This is a genomic window from Pseudomonas sp. Soil_N_39 (genome assembly GCF_057655955.1).
Genome location: NZ_JBDGLI010000004.1, coordinates 408,223 through 431,464, shown reverse-complemented (window position 1 = coordinate 431,464; position 23,242 = coordinate 408,223). Strand labels below are relative to the sequence as shown.

The following is a 23,242-nucleotide window of genomic DNA, read 5'->3' as shown; positions in this document are numbered from 1 at the left end:
AACTCGCACGCCCACGCTGCACGCCCAAGAATGAAGCCCTCTGTTCAGAGCTGTTTTTTCAAGCGGGAGCTGCTGCCCCACCGTACGGTGCGTCGGGCATTGCCCGCCTAATTTCACATGGAAATGAAGCATGTTGTCTGCACCCCACCACTCAACCGTCGCCCTGAAGCCGATCTGGCTGCTTGCCCTGCTCACAGGCAGCGCCGCACCGGCGATGGCAGCGGAACTCGCGCAAAGCACGCCTGGCTTTCTCGACGGGGCAACGCTGGAAGTCCTCAGCCGCAACTTCTACCTCAACAATGACTATCGCTCCCCGACCCCGGCCGGCAAAAGCTACAAACAGGAATGGGCCCAGGGCTTCATCGCCTCGTTCGAGTCCGGCTTCACCCCGGGCACGATCGGCGTAGGTATTGATGTCCACGGTTTCCTGGGGTTGAAGCTGGACGGCGGCAAGGGGCACTCCGGAACGGGATTATTGCCCTTGGATGAGGACGGGCGAAGCGAAGACCAGTATTCCAGCGCGGGTGGCGCGCTGAAACTCAACGCCTCACGCACCACCCTGGCCATCGGCGAAATGACCGTGGAAAGTCCGGTATTCGACACCGCAGACAAGCGCCTGCAACCGGAATACGCCAGCGGCCTGCTGGTCACCAGCCGCGAGTTCGAAGGGGTCGACCTGCAGGCGGGTCACTTCAGCGCGTTCAAGAATCAGGATGCCTCGACCGGCAAGGGTGACTTTTCCGGTTACGGGGCGACGACGCGCAACGGCGCCATCGACTTCATTGGCGCCGACCTGTTCACCAGCCAAGCCCTGGGCGGTGCGCTCTATGCATCCGAACTGAGTGACACCTGGCGCCAGTACTACGCCAACCTGCATACCACCCTTGGCGATCTGTTCCTCGACGGCAACCTCTACCACACCCGCGACTATGGCAAGGCCGTCGCCGGGGCCATCGACACCACAGCCTATAGCCTGAGTGGCAAATACCGGCTCAATGCCCAGGCGTTCACCCTGGCCTATCAGAAAATCAACGGCGACACGCCCTTCGATTTCGTCGGCGGCGACTCCATCTACCTGGCCAACTCGATCAAATATGCCGACTTCAACGGCCCGGGCGAGCGCTCATGGCAAGCACGCTACGACCTCGACCTGGGCACCTTGGGCATCCCCGGCCTGAGCTTCATGGCCCGCTATGTGACTGGACGCGGGATAGACGGCAGCCATGCCCCCCAAGGCGGTGCCTACAACCCGTTCGATGCGGATACCGGCAGCTACCGTCCACAACAAGGGGACGGCGGACGCCATTGGGAGCGCGACCTGGACCTGCACTACATCGTGCAGTCAGGCCCGGCCAAGGACCTGTCGCTACAACTGTCCCATGTCACCCATCGCGCCAACAGCAGCCAGGGCGGCGATGACATCGACCGGCTGTATATCGTCGTGCAGTACCCGCTCAAGCTGGGGCCGTTCTGACGTTGCCACATTGGCTAAATCAGCCGGGTTTTCAACGCATTGGTGCCCTGGTCAGCGCTTGCATCGTTCATGGAGCGGATCGAAGCATGCCCCAGGCATTGATATCGTTGTCATGGGGACGCGTGCGCTACAGTGGCCTGGACGGCGCGGCCGGTCTCACCCTCGCCGGCCTGTTGGTGGGCATCGGCACCCGCTACGGTTCAGGCTGCACGAGCGGTCATGGCGTGTGCGGCCTGTCCCGCCTCTCGCCGCGCTCGATGATTGCCACCGCTTGCTTCATGTTCAGCGGTTTCGCCACGGTGTTTGTCTTGCGTCACTGGCTGGGGGGGTGAACATGCCCAAACTGACTGCCTTCATGGCCGGGCTGCTGTTCGGTTTCGGCCTGCTCCTGGCGGGCATGACCAATCCGAGCAAGGTGCTGGCGTTCCTGGATCTGGCCGGCGCCTGGGACCCGTCCCTGGCCCTGGTGATGATTGGGCGATTGGCACCGCCATCGTCCCGCTGACCTGGGCCCGCCAGCACAGCCACTCGTTGCTGGGCCGCCCCATGCAACTGCCCGCCAAGCGTGAACTGGACAGGCGCCTGATCGGCGGCGCCCTGGTGTTCGGCATCGGCTGGGGCATCGCCGGCATCTGCCCTGGGCCCGTCGTGGCAACCCTCTTGACGGGGCACTGGCAAGCCATCGTCTTCGCCTTGGCCATGCTGGCCGGCATGATGCTGTTCACGGTGCTGGAATATCGCCGGGGCCGCTGAACCAGAATCGCGGCTGATCGACCCTGCCTAAGCCGTTTCTTAACGGAGTTCGAGGCGGAAATTTTTCGCACGCCTGAGAAATAGTCCGGTAAAACTGGGCTCCCCTTGATCGATCTTCCGTAGTACAGTAGGCAAAAACCGATAAATATCCACATTTAGATGACTTGAAGTGCCAAGCCCCACGTCCCATGGACCGCACCCCCGTCATCCTTCCACCGCGGCGGTAACTGCATGATCGACATCACCGAAGTTTCCATTGCCCAACTGCGCGCCGCGCTGGAATCGGGCCAGACCACGGCGGTAGCGCTTGTCCAGGCCTACCTCGCCAGGATCGATGCCTACGACGGCCCCGACACGCCCACCGCCCTCAACGCGGTGGTGGTGCGCAACCCGGATGCGCTGAAGGAAGCGCAGGCCTCCGATGCCCGTCGGGCCAGCGGCCAGACCCTCGGCCCGCTCGACGGCATTCCCTATACGGCCAAGGACAGTTATCTGGTCAAGGGGCTCACCGCCGCTTCCGGAAGCCCGGCGTTCAAGGACCTGGTGGCCTATCGCGATGCGTTCACCATCGAACGGCTGCGCGCCGCCGGAGCCATCTGCCTGGGCAAGACCAACATGCCCCCCATGGCCAACGGCGGGATGCAGCGCGGGGTGTATGGCCGTGCGGAAAGCCCGTACAACGGCGACTACCTCACAGCGCCCTTTGCCTCCGGCTCCTCGAACGGTGCAGGCACGGCAACCGCCGCCAGTTTCGCGGCGTTCGGCCTTGCCGAAGAAACCTGGTCGAGCGGACGCGGCCCGGCGTCGAACAACGGCCTATGCGCCTACACGCCGTCGCGTGGGGTGATTTCGGTGCGCGGCAACTGGCCGTTGACGCCGACCATGGACGTCGTCGTGCCCTTCGCCAGGACCATGGCCGACTTGCTCGAAGTGCTGGACGTGGTGGTCGCCGAGGACCCGGACACCCGTGGCGACCTGTGGCGCCTGCAACCCTGGGTGCCGATTCCGAGCGTCGACTCGGTTCGTCCCGCCTCATATCCGAGCCTTGCCAGCAACCCGGGGGCGCTGGCCGGCATTCGGTTCGGCGTGCCACGGATGTACATCAACGCTGACCCTGAAGCCGGCACGGCCGAGGCCCCCGGCATCGGCGGCCCGACGGGGCAGAGAATCATCACCCGCGCCTCGGTGATCGACCTTTGGGAACAAGCCCGCAAGGCCCTGGAGGCTTGTGGCGCCGAAGTGGTCGAGGTGGATTTCCCGCTGGTGTCCAACTGCGAGGGCGATCGTCCCGGCGCACCGACGGTGTTCACCCGCGGCCTGGTGTCCAAGGAGTTCCTGCACCATGAGCTGTGGGACCTGTCGGCCTGGGCATTCGATGATTTCCTGCGGGCCAACGGTGATCCGACGTTGAACTGCCTGGCCGATGTCGACGGACCGAAGATCTTCCCCCACGACCCCGGCACCCTGCCCAACCGGGAGGACGATCTGGCCGCCGGCATGGATGAATACGTGAACATGGCCCAACGTGGCATCACGCCCTGGGACCAGATCCCCACACTGCCCGACGGGTTGCGGGGGCTTGAAGCGACCCGCCGGATCGATCTGGAAGACTGGATGGAGCGGCTGGGCCTGGACGCGGTGATCTTCCCGACCGTCGCCGACGTCGGGCCGGCGGATGCGGATATCAATCCGGAATCTGCCGATATCGCCTGGAGCAACGGAGTCTGGGTCGCCAATGGCAACCTCGCCATCCGCCACCTGGGCGTACCCACTGTCACCGTGCCAATGGGCGTCATGGCGGACATCGGCATGCCCGTCGGGCTGACATTCGCCGGGCGTGCCTATGATGATTCGAAGCTGTTGCAACTGGCGTCGGCGTTCGAGTCGATTGGCTCCAAGCGCCTGGTCCCGCCTCGGACACCGCCATTGTCGGCTTGATCCGGTCATTGGGGCTGGTCTTGGGGCTGCTGCACAGCCCAGCGGGAGCAAGCTCCCTCGCCACAGGGGTTCAGCTGGGTGACAGAGTGGACCATTCAAACGCCCCCTAGCCACAATTGCCCTCGGGTATGGCACCTGCGGGCTTTTGTGGCGAGGGAGCTTGCTCCCGCTGGACTGCGCAGCAGTCCCTTGACCGGTTCTAGAGCCGGAAATACTGCTGCATGGCAAGGGCAAGCAGGCTCACGGCTTCGTCACCCTGTGACGCCTGGTCTCGCATGAACACCACCTCATGCTCCGCGATCACCGGCAGGCCTTCGAGGATCCGCATGGCATCCGTCACCCGCGCCCGGTCTATCAGGCTGATCGCCAGCCCAGCCTCCACGCAGGCCTTGACGGCCTGGTTGGAGGGGCTTTCCAGGACGATGCGGGTCTTGCGCCCACTTTGCCTGAGGGCCTCCATCATCGCTTGCCGATAAGGGCATTGCGCCGCATGTACCGCCAGCGGCAGCGGCTCCATCGAGGCCGCCATCGTGTGGGCCGGCCCGACCCAGACCGGGGTGGTGGACACCAGTACTTGCGCCTCTGCACTCATCTGTCCCTTCGGTTGGGCAACAACCGCCGCCTGGAGCTTGCCGCGCCGCACCAGGTCCCGTAGCGCATAGCTTGGCGCGGTCTTGAGCTCCAGCACCACGTTGGGCCACGCGGCGGCGAAAGTCGGGAGGATGTCGCGGATGACATGGTCTGCGTATTCATCCGGCACCCCCAAGGTGATGCGTCCCGCCAAACGGGTTCCGTGCAGGTCGGCCAGCACCCGGTCATGGGTGCTCAGCAGCTCCGCCGTCGCCACGAGCAGACGCTTGCCCAACGCGGTGAGGGACACCGACTGATTGTCCCGGTTGAGCAACCGCCCGCCAGCGACCGCTTCCAGACGCTGGATATGCACGCTGACCGCCGCCGGGCTTTTGTGCAGTTGCTCTGCCGCCGCACTGAATTTCCCGATTCGTGCCACCGCATGAAAAGTACGTATCAAGTCGATATCGAGTATGGCCGTCATGATTCAATCTTCGTGAACAACTGATGCATTACATTTTGATTTATTAGATTAGCCGGGTTTCGTAGCCTGTGGGCATGAACCCGAATAAATCGATGACCTGCACTTCCCTGCCCCGGCCTGCCTGGTACTGGCTGATTCCGTTGCCGTTGCTCGAAGCGGCATTGCTTGTGTCGTGGAGTTCCGGCTTCGTCGGCGCGCGCTTTTCCATCGATTACGCGCCGGCCCTGCTGGTGGTGTTCTGGCGGTGCGTCGTGGTCACGCTCGTCCTGCTTCCCTTCGTCGCCAGGTCGCTACGCCGGACCTCTCCCGCCGTGCTGTTGAAGAACGCGGGCATCGGCCTCCTGGCGATGGCGGGCTATCTGGGCGGTATCACCCAAGGCATTGCCCTGGGTGTGCCGGCGGGCTTGGCCGCGCTGGTCGCCGACCTGTTGCCGATGGGCCTGGCACTGCTGGCCGCCGGCGTACTCCGACAACGGCTGGCCTGGCAGGTCTGGGCGGGGCTGCTTATCGGCCTGCTCGGCGTCATGCTGGTGACCCAAGGCGCGCTGGCGTGGGGTAACGCGCCCTTGTGGGCCTATGGCCTGCCGCTGTTGGGCATGCTTTCGCTCGCCGTCGCGACCCTGTGGCAGAAATACCTGCCCGCCGAACAATCGCTGGGCCTGCTACCCAACCTCTGGCTGCAGTGTTGCGTGTCGGGCCTGGCCTTCGCCCTGGTCGAGGGCGTCCATGGCAGCCTGGCCCCACTACCCAGCGCAGGCTTTGCACTGAGCGTATTGTGGACCGCAGGCTTGTCGACGATGGGCGGCTACGGCCTTTATTGGCTATGCCTGCGCCGCGCGACGGCCACCCGGGTCGCCAGCGCCCTGTACCTCAGCCCGCCCATTACGATGCTCTGGGCCTGGGCCATGTTCGACGAACCGCTTTCCTGGCAGATGGTGGTCGGGATGGCGGTGTCCGGGGTGGGCATCTGGCTGGTCGTCGGTACCGAAGCGCGGCAGGCCAGGCCTCAAGCGTCTGGGCGAAAGTCTTAACAGCCCGAACTTGGCAGCGCGATGATACCTGTGGCAGCGTACGCTGGATGTCAAAACACCCCTTCGCGCCCACAGACAAAACGGTAGCCATCATGATCTCCCACGTCTTTTTAGGTATCGCCGATTTTGATCGCGCCTTCGTGTTCTATTCAAAACTCATGGCCGAACTGGGGCTTACCTTGAAATTTTGCGACGCCACGAAAGGCTGGGCTGGCTGGATTGCCGAAAACTCGCCTCGCCCGATCTTCGTGATTGGCAAACCGTTTGACGGCAAGGCAAGCGAACCCGGCAACGGACAGATGGTGGCTCTGCTTGCCGCCAGCCGGGAAACTGTCAGGAGCAGCTACGCAACAGCGATGGCGCTGGGCGGGACGTGTGAGGGAGAACCCGGCTTGAGACCCCACTACCATCCCGATTATTACGGCGCCTACTTTCGGGATCTCGATGGCAACAAGCTTTGCGTCTGTTGCCATGATTCGGTGTCGACGTAGTCGTCGCACCACGGGCAAGAACCTCTATAACCGTTGTGCCGGCCCTCCTGCTGCCTGAGCCAAACTGGCCGTCAGCACGTCCAGTAGAGCAGCGACCTTGGGAAGCATCTCACGGCTTTTCTGCCAGGCAAGACTGATCGCCATCCCATCGGTTGCCAACTGGGGCAACACTTCAACCAATGTCCCTTCGTCCAGTTGCCGTTGGACCAACCAGGACGGCAATTGGGCAATACCGCAACCCGCTAATACCGCAGCCACCAAGCCCTCGCCATCGCCCACCACCAGCTTTGGCGACACCTGTTTGCTGAGTGTTTCGCCCCGATGGCGCCCGGCGAAATTCCAGGGGCTGACATTTCCATCCCGCCAACCGTAGGCGATGCACCGGTGCTGCTCCAGATCAAGGTCAGTCAGGGGCGTGCCATGCCTGGCCAGATACGCAGGTGATGCGCAGAAAATATGCCATTCCCTGCCAAGGTACCGATGCCCCAGCGTATCCGGCCAAACCTCCGCGCCTCCCAACCGGATAACGATATCCACGCCCTCCTGCACGGCGTCGATGAAACCTTCGGAGAACGAAATGTGCGGTACCAGTTGCGGGTATTGCTCCAGGCATCGCAAGACGACAGGCAGTACCTGGGAACGGCCAAAAGCACCGGGAAGGTCGATCCGAACCCTGCCATGGGGTTCGGCGTTTTCAGCCTGTAGCGACAGCTCGGCCTCTTCGAGGTCGGCCAGCACGCCGGTGCAGGTGCGAAGAAAAGCGACGCCTGCATCGCTCAGCGAAATACGTCGAGTCGTACGTTCGAACAGTCGAACGCCGAGCCGACTCTCCAGGCGAGCAATGCTTTTACTGATGGCAGAACCCGTGAGATTCATCCGCTCAGCGGCGGCCTTGAAGCTTCCGGTTTCGGCGACGCAGACGAATACATCGATGCCCTTCAAGCGCTCCGAGGAAAACATGGACATCCTTCATTCATGAACTGGATTCAATCAAGACGAGAAAAAACATCATAAATCAGAACTGGTTTCCTCAGTAAGCTTGGCAGCTGCGTATCCGTCCGCGAGACGACGCTGCCCCCTATAAACATCTCCGGTCGTATGAGGCAAGGATGCTCACCACCCTCAAAAGCTATCCCACGTCAGTCAATTTGCTGCTTTCGGCGTCACTTATCCTGACGCTGGCCCGGGCAATCACACTGCCCTACCTGGTGATCTACCTGTCGGACAGCTTTGGATTGAACGTTGCCGACATCGGCCTGGTGATCGGCAGCACATTGATCATCGGCTCCCTGTTGAGCCTCTATGGCGGCTTTCTCGTGGACAATATGTCCAGTCACCGACTCATCCTGGGGTTTAGCGGCCTGTTCGCAGCAGGGTTTCTCGGCACGTTCCTGGCTCGCGAACTCTGGCTGTTCTACGGCTGCCTGATACTGATCAACCTGGCTTATGCCGTCATCGATATCGCGGTCAAGGCTGGATTTGGCAGCTTGCTTGCAGTTGCCGATCGCAGCGAAGCGTTCTCGATCAAATACACGCTGACTAATATCGGTTATGCCGTTGGGCCGTTTCTCGGGGCAGGAATGGCCAAGCTGGACATCAGCCTGCCATTCCTGTTGTCCGGCATGCTGGGGGCCGGGTTTTGCCTGGTGTATTTCGTCTGGGGCGACAGGGACCTGGCGGTCGTCGATGCGAGCCACAAACCCGTGCCTTTCCTGGCCGTGGGCAAGCTTCTGCTGCGGGATTACCGCTTAGTGTGCTTCACCCTCGGCGGCCTGCTCAGCGCGGTGGTCTTCGGCCAGTTCACGGCCTATCTCTCGCAGTACCTGGTGGTCACGACAACAGCGGAGTTCACCTACCGCATCATCAGTGCCATGGTGACGACCAACGCGCTGATGGTGATCAGCCTGCAGTACGCCATTGGCCGAAAGATATCCCACCGCCATCTAAACCTGTGGCTGGCGGCGGGGTTGAGCTTGTTCATCCTCGGATTGGCCGGTTTTGCCCTGGCCGACACACTCGTGCTGTGGGTGATCGCCATGGCGGTGTTCACGCTCGGAGAGATCATCGTCTTCCCCGCCGAATACATGTTCATCGACAACATCGCTCCCGACCACTTGCGAGGCATGTACTACGCTGCGCAAAATCTTGGCAACCTCGGCGCCGCCTCCGGACCGGTGCTGTGTGGCCTGGTATTGGCGACGCAGCCGCCTCACTACATCTTCTACATGCTCGCGCTCTTCATTGTTGCCGGTGGTATGTTTTATTTCCTGGGTACTTGCCGGCTGATCGACTCTCCGGCCAAGACGTAATGCATGGCCTGTCACCAGGAGGGGCGCTCAAGTTAGCAAGATCGGTCGAGCGCATTTTGCTTGTCGGCCTCATGCTGGTGTCCTCACGGGGGAAAACCATGACCGACACACAAAAGCACTACCCGTCCCGGATGCAGAAGGTGCTCGATTACATCGACGAGCATCTTGATGACTGCCTGGACCTGGATACGTTGAGCGGCGTTGCGGCTTTTTCGAAATACCATTTTCACCGGCAGTTCATGGCGACGTTCAATTTGCCCTTGAATCGTTATGTCCAGCTCGCCCGCCTGAAACGCGCGTCCTACAAACTGGCATTTCGCCAACATGAAACGATTACCGAGATCGCCATGGACGCCGGTTACGCAGCGCCAGACGCCTTCGCCCGTGCATTTCGACAGCGCGTGGGGCAACCACCCTCGAACTTCCGTACGTCTCCCGACTGGCAGCGTTGGAACACCACGTTCACGCCATTGCACACTGCGAGGAACCGCCTCATGCCCACGCTCTATCAGCCCAGTGACGTACAGATCCGCACAGTTCCCGCGACACCCGTCGCCATCATGGAACACCGAGGCGATCCCTCGACAATCGGTACGACCCTCCAACGCTTCATTGCCTGGCGGCGGAGTGTCGGCCTGATCCCGTCGATCAGTTCGACGTTCAATGTATTTCACACCGACCCGCGCACGACGCCACCAGAAGACTATCGCCTGGATCTATGCGCAGGGACGGAGCAGCCCATCGTGCCGAACGACGAAGCGATCAAGGCCGGCAGTATCCCCGCCGGGCGTTGTGCAGTGCTGCGGGTCGAAGGGGGCGCAGACAACCTCGAGCCCGCTGCACTGTACTTGTACAGGGACTGGCTGCCGGCCAGCGGTGAGGAGCCTAGGGACTTTCCGCTCTACTGCCAGCGCATAACGTTCTTTCCGGACGTTGCTGAGAACGAAGCCGTTACGGAACTCTTTCTGCCGCTCAGGTGATTGGTTATTCGGTGGTGGTCATCAGGCCACAGGTTCTACGTTAGCTGATCGGTATTCGCCTCAGAGCCCGCATTACAAAGGCGCCAGCCTTCGCCAGCAATACGCCGCCGGTGTGTTGTTGGCACAGGTCGTTCGAAACAGGCGCTACGGACTCGTTGGCCAGGGCGCCCATCAACTGGGGCAGCAGGAATCCGCTTTCGTGCTCCTGGTGAATCGCGACAGCGGTGTCCGGCCAAGGGTTGCCGGTGCAGGTAACGTCGTTCATGGGAAATCTCCTGGAGAATGGAGAACGCTGCGACGGCCCGAAACGGTCGATCGCTTCTGGGATCAGTTTCACTGGCGGACAGTTTTTAGAGAATGCCCAGGAATCTCATGACTTGATTGCGCCACATGAAACAATCGCACCGGGTAGCACTAAAAGTCCCGGGGGCGTTGTAATGCTGTTTGCGGGGTTTTGATTTTCCGTTCAGAGAGGCGTCGTTTTTTTGGTGTGTATATCCGTTGCTGCGGTAACGGCCACTGGCGGTGAGGCGGCCTGATAGCCGACCTGGTTCTTGGTGAGACCGCGTTTCTCCTGTGGGAGCGAGCCTGCTCGCGATTGGGCCAGCAGCCCAATATCCATGTGGCTGAAACACCGCCATCGCGAGCAAACTCGCTCCCACAGTCGGCCTGCGGTGAACACCAGATTCATGAACACCCAAGATCACCTGTGGGAGCGGGCTTGCTCGCGAAGTGGTCCACATCCAAATATCCATACAAACTGACCCACCGCCATCGCGAGCAAGCTCGCTCCCACAGTCGGCCTGCGGTGAACACAAGATTCGTGAACACCCAAGATCACCTGTGGGAGCGAGCTTGCTCGCGATGGGGCCCGCACATCCACCATCACCGAAAACTGACCCTCCGCTTCGCGAGCAAGCCCGCTCCCACAGTCGGCCTGCGGTGAACACAAGATTCGTGAACACCCAAGATCACCTGTGGGAGCGAGCTTGCTCGCGATGGGGCCCGCACATCCACCATCACCGAAAACTGACCCTCCGCTTCGCGAGCAAGCCCGCTCCCACAGTCGGCCTGCGGTGAACACAAGATTCGTGAACACCCAAGATCACCTGTGGGAGCGGGCTTGCTCGCGACGGGGCCCGCACATCCACCATAACCGAAACTGACCCTCCGCTTCGCGAGCAAGCCCGCTCCCACAGGAGAAACGCGGTCCCACCATGAATCAGGTCGGCTATCAGGCCGCCTCGCGGTGGACGTTGATCTCGGACGCCCCGTTAACCACGATGGCTGAACGAAGGTATTGTGGAGTGGGCAACCCGGCATGGATGCCGGGTTAGCCGCGCTGGGCCATGGATGGCCCTTCGCGGCGGCCCACGGAGCAATGCCTTCGTTCAGGCATGCCGAGCCTTAGCGAGGCACCGAGTGGTGGGGCAGGAAGCGTTTTGGTTACTTTTGACTGGGCCGGCTTCCGGGCTGTTCAAAAGTGACCCGCCGTAAGGGCGGAACCCTAAGCCGCCGTTACCGCAGAACCGGATATGCACACCAATCACGCCGATGCTTTCAGCATGTCATACGCCTCAAGCGACCGCAGCGAGTAGATATAGGCAGCCCCCGCATTCAACGAGATCGCGGTTGCCAGGGCTGCAGCGACCTCCTCACGACTCGCCCCCGCCTTGATCGCCGCATCCGTGTGGGCCGCGATACAGCCATCGCAACGAGTGGTCACGGCGATGGCGATCGAGATCAGCTCGCGGGTCTTGGCATCAAGCACATTGTTTTCGCTGGCGGCTTCCCCGAGCGCCATATAGGCCTTGACCATTTTCGGGTTGCTGCGGCCCAGCGCGCCAAACGCTTTCTGGATGGTGGGTAATAATTCGGACCAGTTATTGAACATGGCATTAACTCCTGAGTGGGTTGGGTGTACTGTTTTGACGCCCTCAGTTTTTCACCCTGGCGCCACTCGGTTTTGCTCAATCCGCTCAGTTTTTTTGGCGAAACGCTCAAATGAATGCGATCGATAAACTCATCAGCCTGGCCAACGTTCGCGGCAGCCTGGACCTGCGCTGTCAGTTCCAGGGCGACTGGGCCCTGGATCACGGGCAGCAAGCCCTGGGCACGGCGCCCTATCACATCGTGCTGGCCGGCGAATGCCGTGTGGAGTTTGCCGATGGGAAGCGCTTGCCCATGCGCGCCGGTGACATCCTGCTGTTGCCGCGAGGCGCCCCGCACCTCATGCACAGCCCTGGAAAAACGGTGACGCCGACCTCACCCCGGATCGTGACCGGAGGCACCCTGCCGATTCATCGCATTGGCGGTGCCAGCGCGGAGCTGGACATGCTTTGCGGGGGTTTTCACTTCAACCGGGCTTCGTTGCTGTTCAGCGCCCTGCCCGAATACCTGGTGATTCCCAGCGGCGCGTTACCGGCCAACGGGCCGTTGCCGGCATTGGTGGAGATCCTTCGCGGGGAAGCGGATGGGGACCAGCCCGGCGCGCGCTTCCTGCTCGACGCCTTGTCCCAGGCGCTGTTCACCCTGATTCTGCGTGCACACCTGGCGAGCCACGGCCAGGACAGCGGCTCGCTGGCCCTGCTCAGTGACAAGCGCCTGGGCCGGGCCTGGCAGGCGATGCTGGCGGACCCTGCGCACGAGTGGACCATTCAAGGCCTGGCGGACCTCGCGAGCATGTCCCGGGCCAACTTCATGCGCGCATTCGTCAAGGTGGCCGGTGTCTCGCCGTGGGTGCTGTTGACGCAAGTGCGAATGGAATTGGCTTTCAGCCTGCTCAGCCACTCACACCTGGGGCTGAGCGATATTGCCGTACAGGTCGGCTACCAATCCCAGGCTGCATTCAGCAAGAAATTCAAGGAAATCTACGGCGAGGCGCCAGGGCGGGTGCGCCGTGGGATTCAAGCCCCAAGCACGCGTTGACCATCAAGCGCTATCCGCTCGCAGGGCCGGGTGTGCGCGCAGGTGCTCGACGATGTAGTCCACGAAACTGCGCACGCGCATCGGCGCCTTGCGTCTTTCACGGTAGACCACATGCACGGGTATCGAGGGCGGTTCATAGGCTTTCAAGACCCTGCGCAAGCGTCCGCTGCTCAGATAGTCGTACAACGGATAGCTCAAGCAGCGCGTCAACCCGGCCCCATGAGCCGCAGCGTCAATGGCCGCCTGTAGCGTGGCGCAACTGAGCCGCGTGCGTGCCTTCACGCAGTTGGCCTCGCCCTGTTGTTGAAAAGACCACTGGACCCAATCCTGGTTGGCCTGCGTGGCGATCAATCGATGATCGTGCAGATCCTGCGGCACAACCGGCTCACCCTGCATCGCCAAGTAACCAGGACTGGCGCAGACGAGCGAGCGAACGCTGCCGACAGGTCGTGCGATCAATGAGCAACTGGGTAGAGGCCCCACCAGCACCGCCACATCCAGCCCCTCGTCATGCATGTTCGGGAAACGATCATGGTAGTGGGCAAATACCTTGATTTCGGGAAAGAGATCCATGTAGCCGGCCAACACCGGCGCCATGACATAACGGCTGAACAACGCGGGCAACAGAATCGTCAAATTGCCCTGCGCCTGGACATGCCAACCCTTGGCCGATGCTTCAGCCTCGTCGACGGCCTTGAGAATGCGTGAGCAATCGGCCATGAAGCCGACCCCGGCTTCCGTCAACACCACCCCGCGCGTGCTTCGTGACAGTAACTGCACACCCAGTCGCGCCTCCAGCCGAGCGACCGCACGCATCACGGTGGGTCCGGAAACGTTGAGGCGCTGGGCGGCCGAGGCGAGGCTGGGGCACTGCGACAGCGCGTGGAATATCAGCATTTCCTGGTGGCGCGCCATCAGCCGGCGCCTTTTACGACAGGCTTGAGCGTGACGTCGCCTCCCAGCCGATCCGCGAGGAAGTCCACGAACGTGCGCACCTTGGCCGGCACTCGATTGCTCTTCTGATACACCACGTGGATCGGCAACGCCGGTGGTTCGAAGGCCTTGAGCACCACTTCCAGTTCACCCTCGGCGACCTGCCGGGCCACTTGATAGGACAATACCCGGGTAACGCCCCAGCCCTGGCGGGCGATGTTGATCGCGGCCTGATTCGCGGTCACCACCAGGCGTGGCTCAACGCGCAGGCTCAGCGAGTTTGCGGCGTCCATGAACTGCCAGTGGCTCAGCAGATGACTGGCCGAAGACATCACAATATTGGCCTTGCTCAACTCGCCAGGATGGGTTGGCCGTCCATGGCGCTGGAAATAGGCCGGGGCACCGCAGATCACTTGGCGTACCTCACCGACCTTGATGGCGTGCTGATTGTTTTCCTGCAAATGGCCGATGCGGATCGCCACATCGATGCCCTCGTCCGCAATATTTACCACGCGGTCGACCAACAAGGCGTTGAGGTGTACCGAGGGAAATTGATCCAGGTAATCCGTCAACAAAGGTGCGATGTACAACTCGCCGAACAGCACCGGCGCGGTGACCGTCAGATACCCGCACGGGATCGAGTAGCTGCCGGCGGCTGCCTCCTCGGCCTCTTCGAGTTCACTCAGGATCCGCCGGCAATCTTCCAGGTAGCGTTGCCCCGCTTCGGTCAGGTGCACATTGCGGGTGGTGCGAGACAACAGCTGGGTGCCGATCCGTTCTTCCATCGCCGCAATGGCCCGTGTCACGCTCGGTGGCGAAATGCGCAGGCGCCGGGCGGCAGCGGCGAACCCCTCCTCTTCGGCCACCACCATGAAAATTTGCATTTCCTGAAAGCGATCCATGGGATCCAGCCTTGCTTGAGGGAGATTGAACATACTTGCTATGTCTGGAGGCTTGCCGGAGGACGCGTCCCGGCAAGCTCCTGCGTTTGACTCAGGCTTGCTGCAAGCCCTTGGCGGTACGCTGCATGCCGACGAAATTCGGCAGGGCTTCGATGCTGCCCAGCCAGGCCCGGACGTTGGGGTAGTCGGTCAGCGCGACGTTGCCTTCCGGCGCATGGGAGACGTAGGTGTACGCGGCCACGTCAGCAATAGTCGGTTGCTCACCGGCCAGGAACCGGCTTTGCCCTAGCTCCGTCTCCATCACCTTCAACAGGACATGGGAACGTTTGATGGCGTCTTCGGCGTCATAGCCGGCACCGAACACGGTGATCAACCGGGCATTGGCCGGCCCCTGGTTGATCTGGCCCGCGGCCACCGAAAGCCAGCGCTGCACCCGAGCCTGGGCGAGCGGATCGCTGGGCAGCCATCGGCCCTTGCCGTACTTGGCTGCGAGGTAGACCAGGATCGCGTTCGAGTCGGCCAGGACCACACCGTTGTCATCGATCACCGGCACCTGCCCAAAGCTGTTGATGGCGAGAAACTCCGGGGTCTTGTGCTCGCCTTTCATCAAGTCCACGAATACCAGCTCGGTCGGCAGACCCAGCAGCGAGAGCATCAGCTCGACACGATGGGCGTGACCCGACAACGGGTGGCGATAAAGTTTGATCGCGTTCTCAGACATGACGTACTCCATGTGGTTTGGGCTCGAAGCGGTGATCGCGTCGATGGCGCTATCCTCCGCTCCTGCTCCGGACAGCGGAATAACCAGCTTTTACAATCCAGCATTTCACCTGGTGAAACGATCAGAAACCCTAGACCTCGAGCACCAACGGCTCACTCCCCTGGGCCGGCACCGCACAACAGATCAGCACTTCACCTTCGCCAACCGGTTCGGCCGGCTGGCTCAGGTAATGCACCTGACCGCGGCTCAAGCGGGTTTTGCAGGTGCCGCAGGAACCGCCGCGGCAGCTGAATTCCGGGTTCAGGCCGCGCGCTTCGGCCAGTTCCAGCAGCGTTCCACCGCCGGGCTCCCAACGGGCCTCCTTGCCGGAACTGGCGAACAAGACCTTTACCGCTTCAGTCGCGGCCGGCACTTGCTGGGGCGCCGACATGCTGACTTCCAGATCACGCACCAGGGTGGAGGGACCGAAGGTTTCCGCATGGATGCGATCGTCAGGGATGCGCAATTTGCGCAGCCCGTCGTACAGGGCCTGGGTAAAGCTGCCCGGCCCGCACAAATAGAAGTCGTAGTCATTGAGAGGCAGCAGTTTCTTCAGCAACTCCACATCGATCCGGCCCGCCAGGTCATAGCCTTCCGCGCCCCCTCCCTCAGTGGGCGGTTGGCTGACCATGCGCACGACCTTGAGCTTGTCGCCGGCACGGGCGGCCAGTTCGTCGATCTCTTCACGGAACGCCAGGTCGGCCACCGAGCGGGCGCTTTGCAGCAACCAGACCGGACGCATACGACTGATGCGTTGTCCCTGGTAAACCACCTCACGCAACATCGACAACAACGGCGTGATACCCACCCCCGCTGCCAGCAACACCAATGGACGCCGCTCGGTGGCCTGGACGGTGAAATGACCCTGGGGCGCCCGCGCTTCGATCTCCTGCAGCGCCCGCACCTGCTCATGCAGGTGGGACGACACCGATCCATCGCGCTTGACGCTGATGCGCAGGAAATCATCCGACGGCGCACTGGAGACGCTATAGGTCCGGATCGACGGAGCTTTCTGCCCCTCCAGCTGGATTCGCACCGGCAAATGTTGTCCGGCTTCAAACCGAGGCAAACCCAAGCCATCGCTCGCCTGCAGGTAGAACGAGCGAATGTTGTGGCTCTCATCCACCACCCGCTCGACCCGCAACGAACGCCAGCGGCTACGCAGCGCCTCGGCCTGCAAGCGCTCGGCGGCTTGCTCCCAGCTGCCGGTCATTAACGAGTTGGGGGAATCGCCCTCGTCCTGGTCCTTCCAGCGCAGCGCGATGGCGGCCGGGCGATAGACGATGCGTTGCGGCGTGAAGCGCAGCAGCCGCTCGGCGCCTTGGAAGGCATTGATCTGGGGATCGTCCAGCAGGACTTGCGCCGAGCCGCTCATTTGCAGCAGATCGCCGGTCTGGAAATCGACGAACACCAGCCCGGCCCGTGGATTGAGCAGGATGTTGCCCAAGGTATTGAAGAACAGGTTGCCGGAAAAATCCGGAATGGTCAGCGATCCGTCTTCATCCATGCGCACGAACCCCGGCTTGCCGCCACGGTGGGAAGCATCGACCTGCCGCTCGCCATCGCGCACCACGTAGGTGGCGATATGGAACGAATCGGCCTCTGTCACCAGGCGACGGACCAGCGGGTCTGACACGGTCAATTGACGCGGTGCGGCGGCCTGCGCGTCGACAAATTGGTACTGGCGCAGGTTGATGTAGCGAGGGCAGTTGCCATAGGCCTGGCTCACTGCAATCTCCAGCCCCGGGGCAAGCTGACGGCGCACGACGCCGTTCATGCGATTACGCCGACGGGTGTGCAACTCGATCCCCAGCATGCCGATGGCATCCCCCTCGCCCATGCCTTCCTGGGCCGGGTCGTTCGGCTCGGGCTCAAGGTTGATGTGAAGGGTCTGCGGATCGGGCGAGCTCATGAACCCCGGTTGTCCCGCGCGCAGGGTCGCCCACACATCGCCTTGCCGATCCACCGCCCCCAGCACCACGAACGGCAGTTGGGCGTAGAACTCCCGGTGCTGGTCCGGCATCCACGTACGCGCCAGTTGCCGTTGGCCGACACCGGCCATCATGTCGACGGCCCCGACGGAGCGCTGCAAGGTCAGCTCTCCTTCGTGCCAGGGCGAGTTTTTTGCTTGCAAGGCTTCGTCCATCAGCTACTCCTCGCGCTCGCAGCATGAACGCCTGCGCCAGTGCGCTACGGTTAGGGATTCTCCGCCACCTTCTGCATGGGTATGCAAGTGGCTGGAGTCATCTTCTGCCCAAAGCGGTTGCGCAGGAATACGCACAAACTGCAATCCACCGTTTCATAAAATGGAATGGTGGGCTCAGGTCCTGACACTGGCGAAATGCTTGGTCAATTCGAGCAAGGTCGCCCGCAACTCCGGAGGTCGCACCGGCTTGGGGAGGATCGAAATATTCATGTGGTGCAAAGCGTGGCGAATTCTTTCGATCTCATGGCCGGTCATGATCATGGCGGGGACTTCCCAGCCCCGTTGTTCGCGAATCGCGGCGATGCATTCGGCCCCCGAGACCTTCGTACCCAGGTCGAAGTCGGCAATGATGATGTCGCAGTCACTGGTCACGCCCACCCCGTCGCTGTGGGTTTCCACTTCGCATCCCCACTTCTCCAACAGCGCAGACGTCGCCATCAGCACATTGTCGTCATCCTCCACCAGGCACACCCGCAAGCCCTGCAAGCGGCTTTGCGTGGGCAGCGGTCTGTCTATCACCACCCTTGGCGCGACCCTTTCCAGCCCTTGGATCATGGCACGTGTGCCCTGGCCGAGCCGGGAGTCCAGCTGGATGTCCAGATGGATCAGGTGGCTGATTCGCTTGACGATAGACAACCCCAGACCCAGACCCTCGACGTCCTTGTCACGGACGTGGCGTACCCGATAAAACTCCTTGAACACATCAGGCAGATGTTCGGCGGCAATGCCGCGCCCCTTGTCGTAGATCACCACGGCCAGGCGCGTGCCCTGGCGCCGCACACCGATCAGCACCGGTTGGCCGGGCGCGTATTTGAGGGCGTTGGACAGCAGGTTCTGGACCATTGTGGTCAGCATGCCTGGATTGACGCTGACCCAGTAAGGACAGGCGCGCAGGCGCAACTCGACACCGGCCCAGCGGGCGGCTTCGGTGTTCTGCTTGACCACGTCCTGGAGCAGCGCCCCCAGGTGCACGGGTTCGGCCTGCGGTTCAAGCTGCCCGTTATCGAGAGTGTAGATGTCCAGGATCGAACGAAACAGCTGCGACACGATGTGCAGCGAACGGTCGATATTGTCCACCAGTCGCAACTCTTCCTGGCCCAGCCTGGCGTCACGCAGGCAGGCGGTGAACAGGCCGATGGAATGAATGGGTTGGCGCAAGTCATGGCTGGCCTGGGCCAGGAAGCGGGATTTTTCCTGGTTCGCGGCAATCGCCTCTTGCGAAGCGATGCGGGTACGGGTCAGCAGGATATGCGCGTAGGCAGGCACCACGATGGTGGTGACGATCAACGTCAGGAACAGGTAGGGCTGGCCACGCCAGAACGGTGTGAGCAGGAAAATCACCCCCAGGGTCGACAGCGCGATACCGGTTGCCAGCGCCAGGTAGCGCGAGCCGAAACGCATGCCATTGCCCAACGTTACCCAGAGCAATGCCGCGTACGCCGGCAGCGTGCCCTCCCCGCCCACGATCAAGGCGAAGGCGAGGCTTGCGTAATCCAGTGTCATGGCAAAAAGACGACGCAGGAAGAAGTGCCCAGGCCAGCGCTTGACCGCCATGCGTAGCGGGATCGCGGTGCCGAAGAAAAAGACCATGTACCACAGGATCGGTACATAGGTTTCGAAGTCACTGGCCAGAAAGGCCACCACAATGATGTACAGCGCAGTACATGCCCCGACCGTCAACCTCAATGTGGCCTGATCAAGCTCGCTATTCTTTTCCGTCATATTCACAGGTTTATTCCAACATGAAAGTTTGTTTCAAACTGAAACCCGAAGGGCCGTTTAGGTTACGATGCGCGAACTTGTAATCAGAAGGATCTGAAGCATGACATGCAGAGTCATTGTGGCAGATGACCATCCTTTGTTTCGTGAAGGTATGTTGAGAACCCTCGAACGGCTTCTGCCGGCAGCCACCATAGAACAAGCGGGCAATCTGGAGGAAGTATTGACGCTGGCGCGTTCCGGGGTGGAAGTGGACTCCCTGATACTCGACCTGCGCTTTCCCGGGATCAAATCGCTGCACGTCATCGGCCAGTTGCGCAGTGAGTTCAAACGGACTTCCATTATTGTGGTTTCAATGATGGATGACATCGATGTTATTTCCCAGGTGATGGCCCTGGGGGCTGACGGTTTCATCGGCAAGAATATCGATCCCGCCGGCATTGCCGACGCCATCATGGCAATACGCGAAGGCGAAGTGGTGGTGAAGTATCAAGCCGAAAACGCGGTCCAGGACGATGCGTTTTCCCAACTGACTGCGCGTCAACGACAGGTACTTGGCTTGATCGCGGCCGGCAAGACCAACAAGGAGATAGCCCGGGACCTGGGCATTTCCCCGTTCACGGTGCGCATCCATGTCTCGAGCCTGCTCAAATCCCTGGGTGTCCCCACGCGCGCAGCGGCTGCGGCGCAATTTTCCAACTTCCCAAGCAATAGCGGATGGTCGGAAAAACCAGACAATTAAATGTGTAACAGCCGTCAATACTCATTGAGCATTACCCTCCTTGCTCGCCTCCGAGGCGATAGCACACTTGTACTATAGCGTCGCTCAGTACTCTCCCCCTAAGCTGTGGACGCTCCCTAAAAAGGCTGTTCAAACAGCCAAACATAAAGAAAGCCAACGCGCCATTCGCCATGCGGTATCACTGTGCCTATCGAAACGTTATGGCGTGCAAAGCCTATGGATTAAATAAACCCAAAGGCGGCGCAATGCTGGGTCAACTTCACCGACTGCCCGGTTGAAGTGGAAGGGTCCTGACATTAACTCAAGGAAAGTCATCATGTCCTTCGTATATGGAAAAACACTTAGAAACGGATTGTCACTGTGCGTGCTGGCGGGCGTACTCAACGGCTGTGCAAACACCGCTGACTTGGGTAATTTGATGAGCACCTTGAATCAGGGTGCGCAAAAATACGACGTCGCTTACCTCAAGCAAACGATCATTCCGGGCAAGACGACAAAAGGCCAGATCACTCAAATGTTCGGCGTGCCGAGCAATGAAGAACTCAATTCGACCAGCACCAGCAACGAGTCGAACTGGACCTATGAAAAGGGTGATGAGGGCCTGGATAAATACATGAAGCTGGCCCATAAGTACGTGTCGCCCGAGACGCGCCTGAAGATGTATGAAACCTCGGCACAACTGTCCAAGGTACAGACCGTGGCCAATGACATGAGCAGCGCGACCGGCACGAGAACGGGCCAAAGCCAGACCCAAGGCTCGGTATTGACCATTTATTTCGTCGATGACGTCGTGAAGTACTACAGGGTCTACTGACGCAATGGCTCGTCCATTGGGGACAGCATCACGCCTGTCCCCAACCCTCACCGAGACTAGCCGCTACGCTTGGAGGCATCAGAGATCATGAGATGCCAAAGCCAGTGGAAAAGAACAGTGAACTCGACCAGGCGACTTTACGCCTGACCGTCAGCGCCTGTGCGCTGTTGTATATCGTCGTATTGGCCAGTCTCCATCCCGGTGATGCCACAAGCTACGTGCCCATCATCGTCTACATCGTGACGTTTATCGTCGCCTCGGTATTCCTGCGCATGATCATCAAGCGTTGGCCGGGACACTTCTTCTGGCGACGCCTCTTCTCGATGCTGCATGACTACACAGGCATCGCTTTCGCCATGGTGCTGGGCGGTGAAAGCGCACTGCCGATCTACGCCGCGCTGCTCTGGGTTACCTTGGGCAATGGCATGCGCTTCGGCTCGCGCTACCTGGCACTGGCAACCGTTATCGCGCTGTCGACCCTGGTGCTGGTTTTCTGGCTCAACCCATTCTGGCACACCCAGCCCTACATGTTCCTGATGGTGATCGTCACCACCATCGTGGTGCCCGCCTACGCACACATTTTGCTCAAGCGCACACGCATTGCCTCCGAAGAAGCCATGGCGGCCAACCAGGAGAAATCACGGTTCCTGGCCCAGGCCAGCCATGACCTGCGCCAACCCATTCATTCCATCGGCCTGTTCACCGCCTGCCTGCGTGACGCCAGGCTGGGCCTGGAAGAATTGCGGCTGGTGGACAACATCGACCGTTCGCTGCACACCGTATCGCAGCTGTTCCGTTCGATCCTCGACATCTACACCCTGGACCACGGCCAACTGATGCCGAAGGCGGACACCGTCCATTTGGGAGCGTTATTGCAGGACGTCGTCAAGCAGAACACCGAGGCGGCTCGCTGGGCCGGGGTCGAATTGCGCCTGCGCGCCTGTCCTTACTGGGTCAGCGTCAATCCAGGCATGCTGACCACAATGGTCCAGAACCTGCTGTCCAACGCCCTCAAATACGCGCCCGGCCAACCGGTGCTGATCGGTGTGCGGCGCCAGGGCACGCGCCTGGCCGTGGTGATCTACGACAAGGGGCGCGGCATTGCCGCCGAACATTTGCCCGAAGTGTTCAAGGAGTTCTACCGCGTGCGCCATGTGCGCGACAAGGATGTCGAGGGCCTTGGCCTGGGCCTGTCCATCGTCAAGCGCATCAGCCAGATACTCGGTGTCGATATACATATCCGTTCCACCGTAGGACAAGGCACCCAGGTGGCGATCAGCGGCCTGGAACTGGCGGCGCCAAGGGCCATGGAGCCCAAGGTGTTACCCGTCCAGCATCGCTTGGACGGATTACGGGTGTGCTTGGTGGAAGACGACGCCAACGTCCTGATGGCGACATCGGCGCTCCTGGAAAAATGGGGCTGCGAGGTGGAAACCCACAGCGACGGCGAAGGGCTGACCAGCGATTGCGACATCATCATTGCCGACTTCGACCTGGGTACGAAGGTTTCCGGCTCCGAATGCATCGCCGCGATACGCGAGCAGCGCGGCTGGCAAGTCCCGGCGCTGGTCATCACCGGGCATGAGATCGAGCGGATACGCCAATCGCTGCACAGCCTGAACATCTCGGTGCTGGCCAAGCCCGTGCGACCGCCAGAGCTGCGAGCGGTACTGCTTGAACGGGTCAAGCACATGGATCGCCAGGGCATGGACTCAGCTCACTTCAACCCACCCAGCCGATAGCCGTCTTGGGGATCACCTCGGACTCGTCGAGCTTGGACGCAAACATGCTGACCGCATCGAGGGCGTCGGTGGTCCCGTTCCTGATCTGCACGATGACCGATCCGGCCTGGTCTGCCAGGGTGACGCCGCGCAAGGCGCCCTCATGGGTCACGTTCATACTCGCGACGGCATCGCGGGTTTCGGAGAGGATCATGCCGATCATTTCAGCAATCTCCGAGGTGGAGCGGCTGGTACGCCCGGCCAGTTGCCGGACTTCGTCGGCCACCACCGCGAACCCCCTTCCCTGATCGCCGGCCCGCGCCGCCTCGATGGCCGCGTTGAGGGCCAGCAGGTTGGTCTGGTCGGCAATGCCGCGAATGGTGTTGACGATGGCCGTGATCTCTTCCGAACGAGCCCCCAATTGTCCAACCAGGCGTGCGGAGGCGCCGATGTTGTCGGCGATCTCACGCATCTCCTTGGCGGTCTG

At 61.3% G+C, this 23,242-nt stretch carries 19 protein-coding genes and 3 pseudogenes; 12 read left to right on the top strand and 10 right to left on the bottom strand.

Annotated features, from left to right (window positions below):
• The first annotated feature begins 130 nt into the window (after positions 1-130).
• From AC3A5O_RS09205 to AC3A5O_RS09190, 4 genes and pseudogenes are all read left to right on the top strand, one after another.
• Positions 131-1,474 carry an OprD family porin gene (locus AC3A5O_RS09205; RefSeq protein WP_487753120.1) on the top strand — a complete coding sequence of 448 codons (1,344 nt, stop codon included), beginning with the start codon at positions 131-133 and terminating at the stop codon, positions 1,472-1,474.
• 143 nt (positions 1,475-1,617) lie between these two features.
• A pseudogene (locus tag AC3A5O_RS09200) lies at positions 1,618-1,806 on the top strand (YeeE/YedE family protein); the annotation flags it as partial.
• A gap of 2 nt (positions 1,807-1,808) precedes the next feature.
• A pseudogene (locus tag AC3A5O_RS09195) lies at positions 1,809-2,227 on the top strand (DUF6691 family protein).
• A gap of 231 nt (positions 2,228-2,458) precedes the next feature.
• On the top strand, positions 2,459-4,165 hold the full coding sequence (locus AC3A5O_RS09190; RefSeq protein ID WP_305481756.1) for an amidase: 1,707 nt from the start codon (positions 2,459-2,461) through the stop codon (positions 4,163-4,165).
• Positions 4,166-4,364: 199 nt separating this feature from the next.
• Here the strand turns inward: AC3A5O_RS09190 and AC3A5O_RS09185 are convergent, their stop codons facing one another.
• The gene (locus AC3A5O_RS09185) at positions 4,365-5,219 is read right to left on the bottom strand and encodes a LysR family transcriptional regulator (protein ID WP_487753119.1); all 855 of its coding nucleotides are present in this window, start codon (positions 5,217-5,219) and stop codon (positions 4,365-4,367) included.
• Between the two features lie 74 nt (positions 5,220-5,293).
• Here AC3A5O_RS09185 and AC3A5O_RS09180 point away from each other — a divergent pair, with 74 nt between their 5' ends.
• Both AC3A5O_RS09180 and AC3A5O_RS09175 read left to right on the top strand, forming a co-directional pair.
• Positions 5,294-6,250: a DMT family transporter gene (locus tag AC3A5O_RS09180; protein WP_122565772.1), complete on the top strand. Its 957-nt coding sequence runs from the start codon at positions 5,294-5,296 to the stop codon at positions 6,248-6,250.
• A gap of 92 nt (positions 6,251-6,342) precedes the next feature.
• Positions 6,343-6,741, top strand: coding sequence for a VOC family protein (locus tag AC3A5O_RS09175; protein WP_122565869.1), 399 nt, complete (start codon positions 6,343-6,345; stop codon positions 6,739-6,741).
• Between the two features lie 24 nt (positions 6,742-6,765).
• Here the strand turns inward: AC3A5O_RS09175 and AC3A5O_RS09170 are convergent, their stop codons facing one another.
• A complete protein-coding gene (locus AC3A5O_RS09170; RefSeq protein WP_487753134.1) occupies positions 6,766-7,701 on the bottom strand; it encodes a LysR family transcriptional regulator in 936 nt (311 codons plus the stop codon).
• 149 nt (positions 7,702-7,850) lie between these two features.
• Here AC3A5O_RS09170 and AC3A5O_RS09165 point away from each other — a divergent pair, with 149 nt between their 5' ends.
• Both AC3A5O_RS09165 and AC3A5O_RS09160 read left to right on the top strand, forming a co-directional pair.
• Positions 7,851-9,050 carry an MFS transporter gene (locus AC3A5O_RS09165; protein ID WP_305467398.1) on the top strand — a complete coding sequence of 400 codons (1,200 nt, stop codon included), beginning with the start codon at positions 7,851-7,853 and terminating at the stop codon, positions 9,048-9,050.
• A gap of 98 nt (positions 9,051-9,148) precedes the next feature.
• A complete protein-coding gene (locus AC3A5O_RS09160; protein ID WP_305467399.1) occupies positions 9,149-10,030 on the top strand; it encodes an AraC family transcriptional regulator in 882 nt (293 codons plus the stop codon).
• Between the two features lie 40 nt (positions 10,031-10,070).
• Here AC3A5O_RS09160 and AC3A5O_RS09155 read toward each other — a convergent pair whose 3' ends face one another.
• A complete protein-coding gene (locus AC3A5O_RS09155; RefSeq protein WP_305467400.1) occupies positions 10,071-10,295 on the bottom strand; it encodes a hypothetical protein in 225 nt (74 codons plus the stop codon).
• Positions 10,296-11,576: 1,281 nt separating this feature from the next.
• The gene (locus AC3A5O_RS09150; protein ID WP_122565775.1) at positions 11,577-11,924 is read right to left on the bottom strand and encodes a carboxymuconolactone decarboxylase family protein; all 348 of its coding nucleotides are present in this window, start codon (positions 11,922-11,924) and stop codon (positions 11,577-11,579) included.
• Positions 11,925-12,034: 110 nt separating this feature from the next.
• Here AC3A5O_RS09150 and AC3A5O_RS09145 point away from each other — a divergent pair, with 110 nt between their 5' ends.
• Complete coding sequence (locus AC3A5O_RS09145) at positions 12,035-12,958, top strand: AraC family transcriptional regulator (RefSeq protein ID WP_305481759.1); 924 nt, start codon at positions 12,035-12,037, stop codon at positions 12,956-12,958.
• A gap of 3 nt (positions 12,959-12,961) precedes the next feature.
• On the opposite strand, the gene AC3A5O_RS09140 is transcribed toward AC3A5O_RS09145, so the two are convergent.
• The 5 genes from AC3A5O_RS09140 to AC3A5O_RS09120 form a co-directional block, all read right to left on the bottom strand.
• Entirely contained in the window at positions 12,962-13,873 is a 912-nt protein-coding gene (locus AC3A5O_RS09140) for a LysR family transcriptional regulator (RefSeq protein WP_305481760.1), read from the bottom strand.
• Positions 13,873-14,793: a LysR family transcriptional regulator gene (locus tag AC3A5O_RS09135; protein ID WP_122565778.1), complete on the bottom strand. Its 921-nt coding sequence runs from the start codon at positions 14,791-14,793 to the stop codon at positions 13,873-13,875. The genes AC3A5O_RS09140 and AC3A5O_RS09135 overlap by 1 nt, the downstream gene beginning before the upstream one ends.
• Before the next feature lie 91 nt (positions 14,794-14,884).
• The gene (locus tag AC3A5O_RS09130; protein WP_305481761.1) at positions 14,885-15,514 is read right to left on the bottom strand and encodes a glutathione S-transferase family protein; all 630 of its coding nucleotides are present in this window, start codon (positions 15,512-15,514) and stop codon (positions 14,885-14,887) included.
• A gap of 130 nt (positions 15,515-15,644) precedes the next feature.
• Positions 15,645-17,699, bottom strand: a complete 2,055-nt coding sequence (locus tag AC3A5O_RS09125) for a 2Fe-2S iron-sulfur cluster-binding protein (RefSeq protein ID WP_122565780.1) — start codon at positions 17,697-17,699, stop codon at positions 15,645-15,647.
• 174 nt (positions 17,700-17,873) lie between these two features.
• Positions 17,874-19,481: an ATP-binding response regulator gene (locus tag AC3A5O_RS09120; RefSeq protein WP_122565781.1), complete on the bottom strand. Its 1,608-nt coding sequence runs from the start codon at positions 19,479-19,481 to the stop codon at positions 17,874-17,876.
• Between the two features lie 100 nt (positions 19,482-19,581).
• Here AC3A5O_RS09120 and AC3A5O_RS09115 point away from each other — a divergent pair, with 100 nt between their 5' ends.
• The 3 genes from AC3A5O_RS09115 (at position 19,582) to AC3A5O_RS09105 (ending at position 22,776) form a co-directional block, all read left to right on the top strand.
• Complete coding sequence (locus tag AC3A5O_RS09115) at positions 19,582-20,220, top strand: response regulator (protein ID WP_122565782.1); 639 nt, start codon at positions 19,582-19,584, stop codon at positions 20,218-20,220.
• 316 nt (positions 20,221-20,536) lie between these two features.
• Entirely contained in the window at positions 20,537-21,034 is a 498-nt protein-coding gene (locus AC3A5O_RS09110) for a hypothetical protein (RefSeq protein ID WP_122565783.1), read from the top strand.
• 92 nt (positions 21,035-21,126) lie between these two features.
• Entirely contained in the window at positions 21,127-22,776 is a 1,650-nt protein-coding gene (locus AC3A5O_RS09105) for an ATP-binding response regulator (protein WP_240998429.1), read from the top strand.
• Here AC3A5O_RS09105 and AC3A5O_RS09100 read toward each other — a convergent pair.
• Positions 22,757-23,230 (bottom strand): annotated as a pseudogene (locus AC3A5O_RS09100) (methyl-accepting chemotaxis protein); the annotation flags it as partial. The gene AC3A5O_RS09105 and the pseudogene AC3A5O_RS09100 sit on opposite strands and share 20 nt — an antisense overlap.
• Positions 23,231-23,242: the final 12 nt, after the last annotated feature.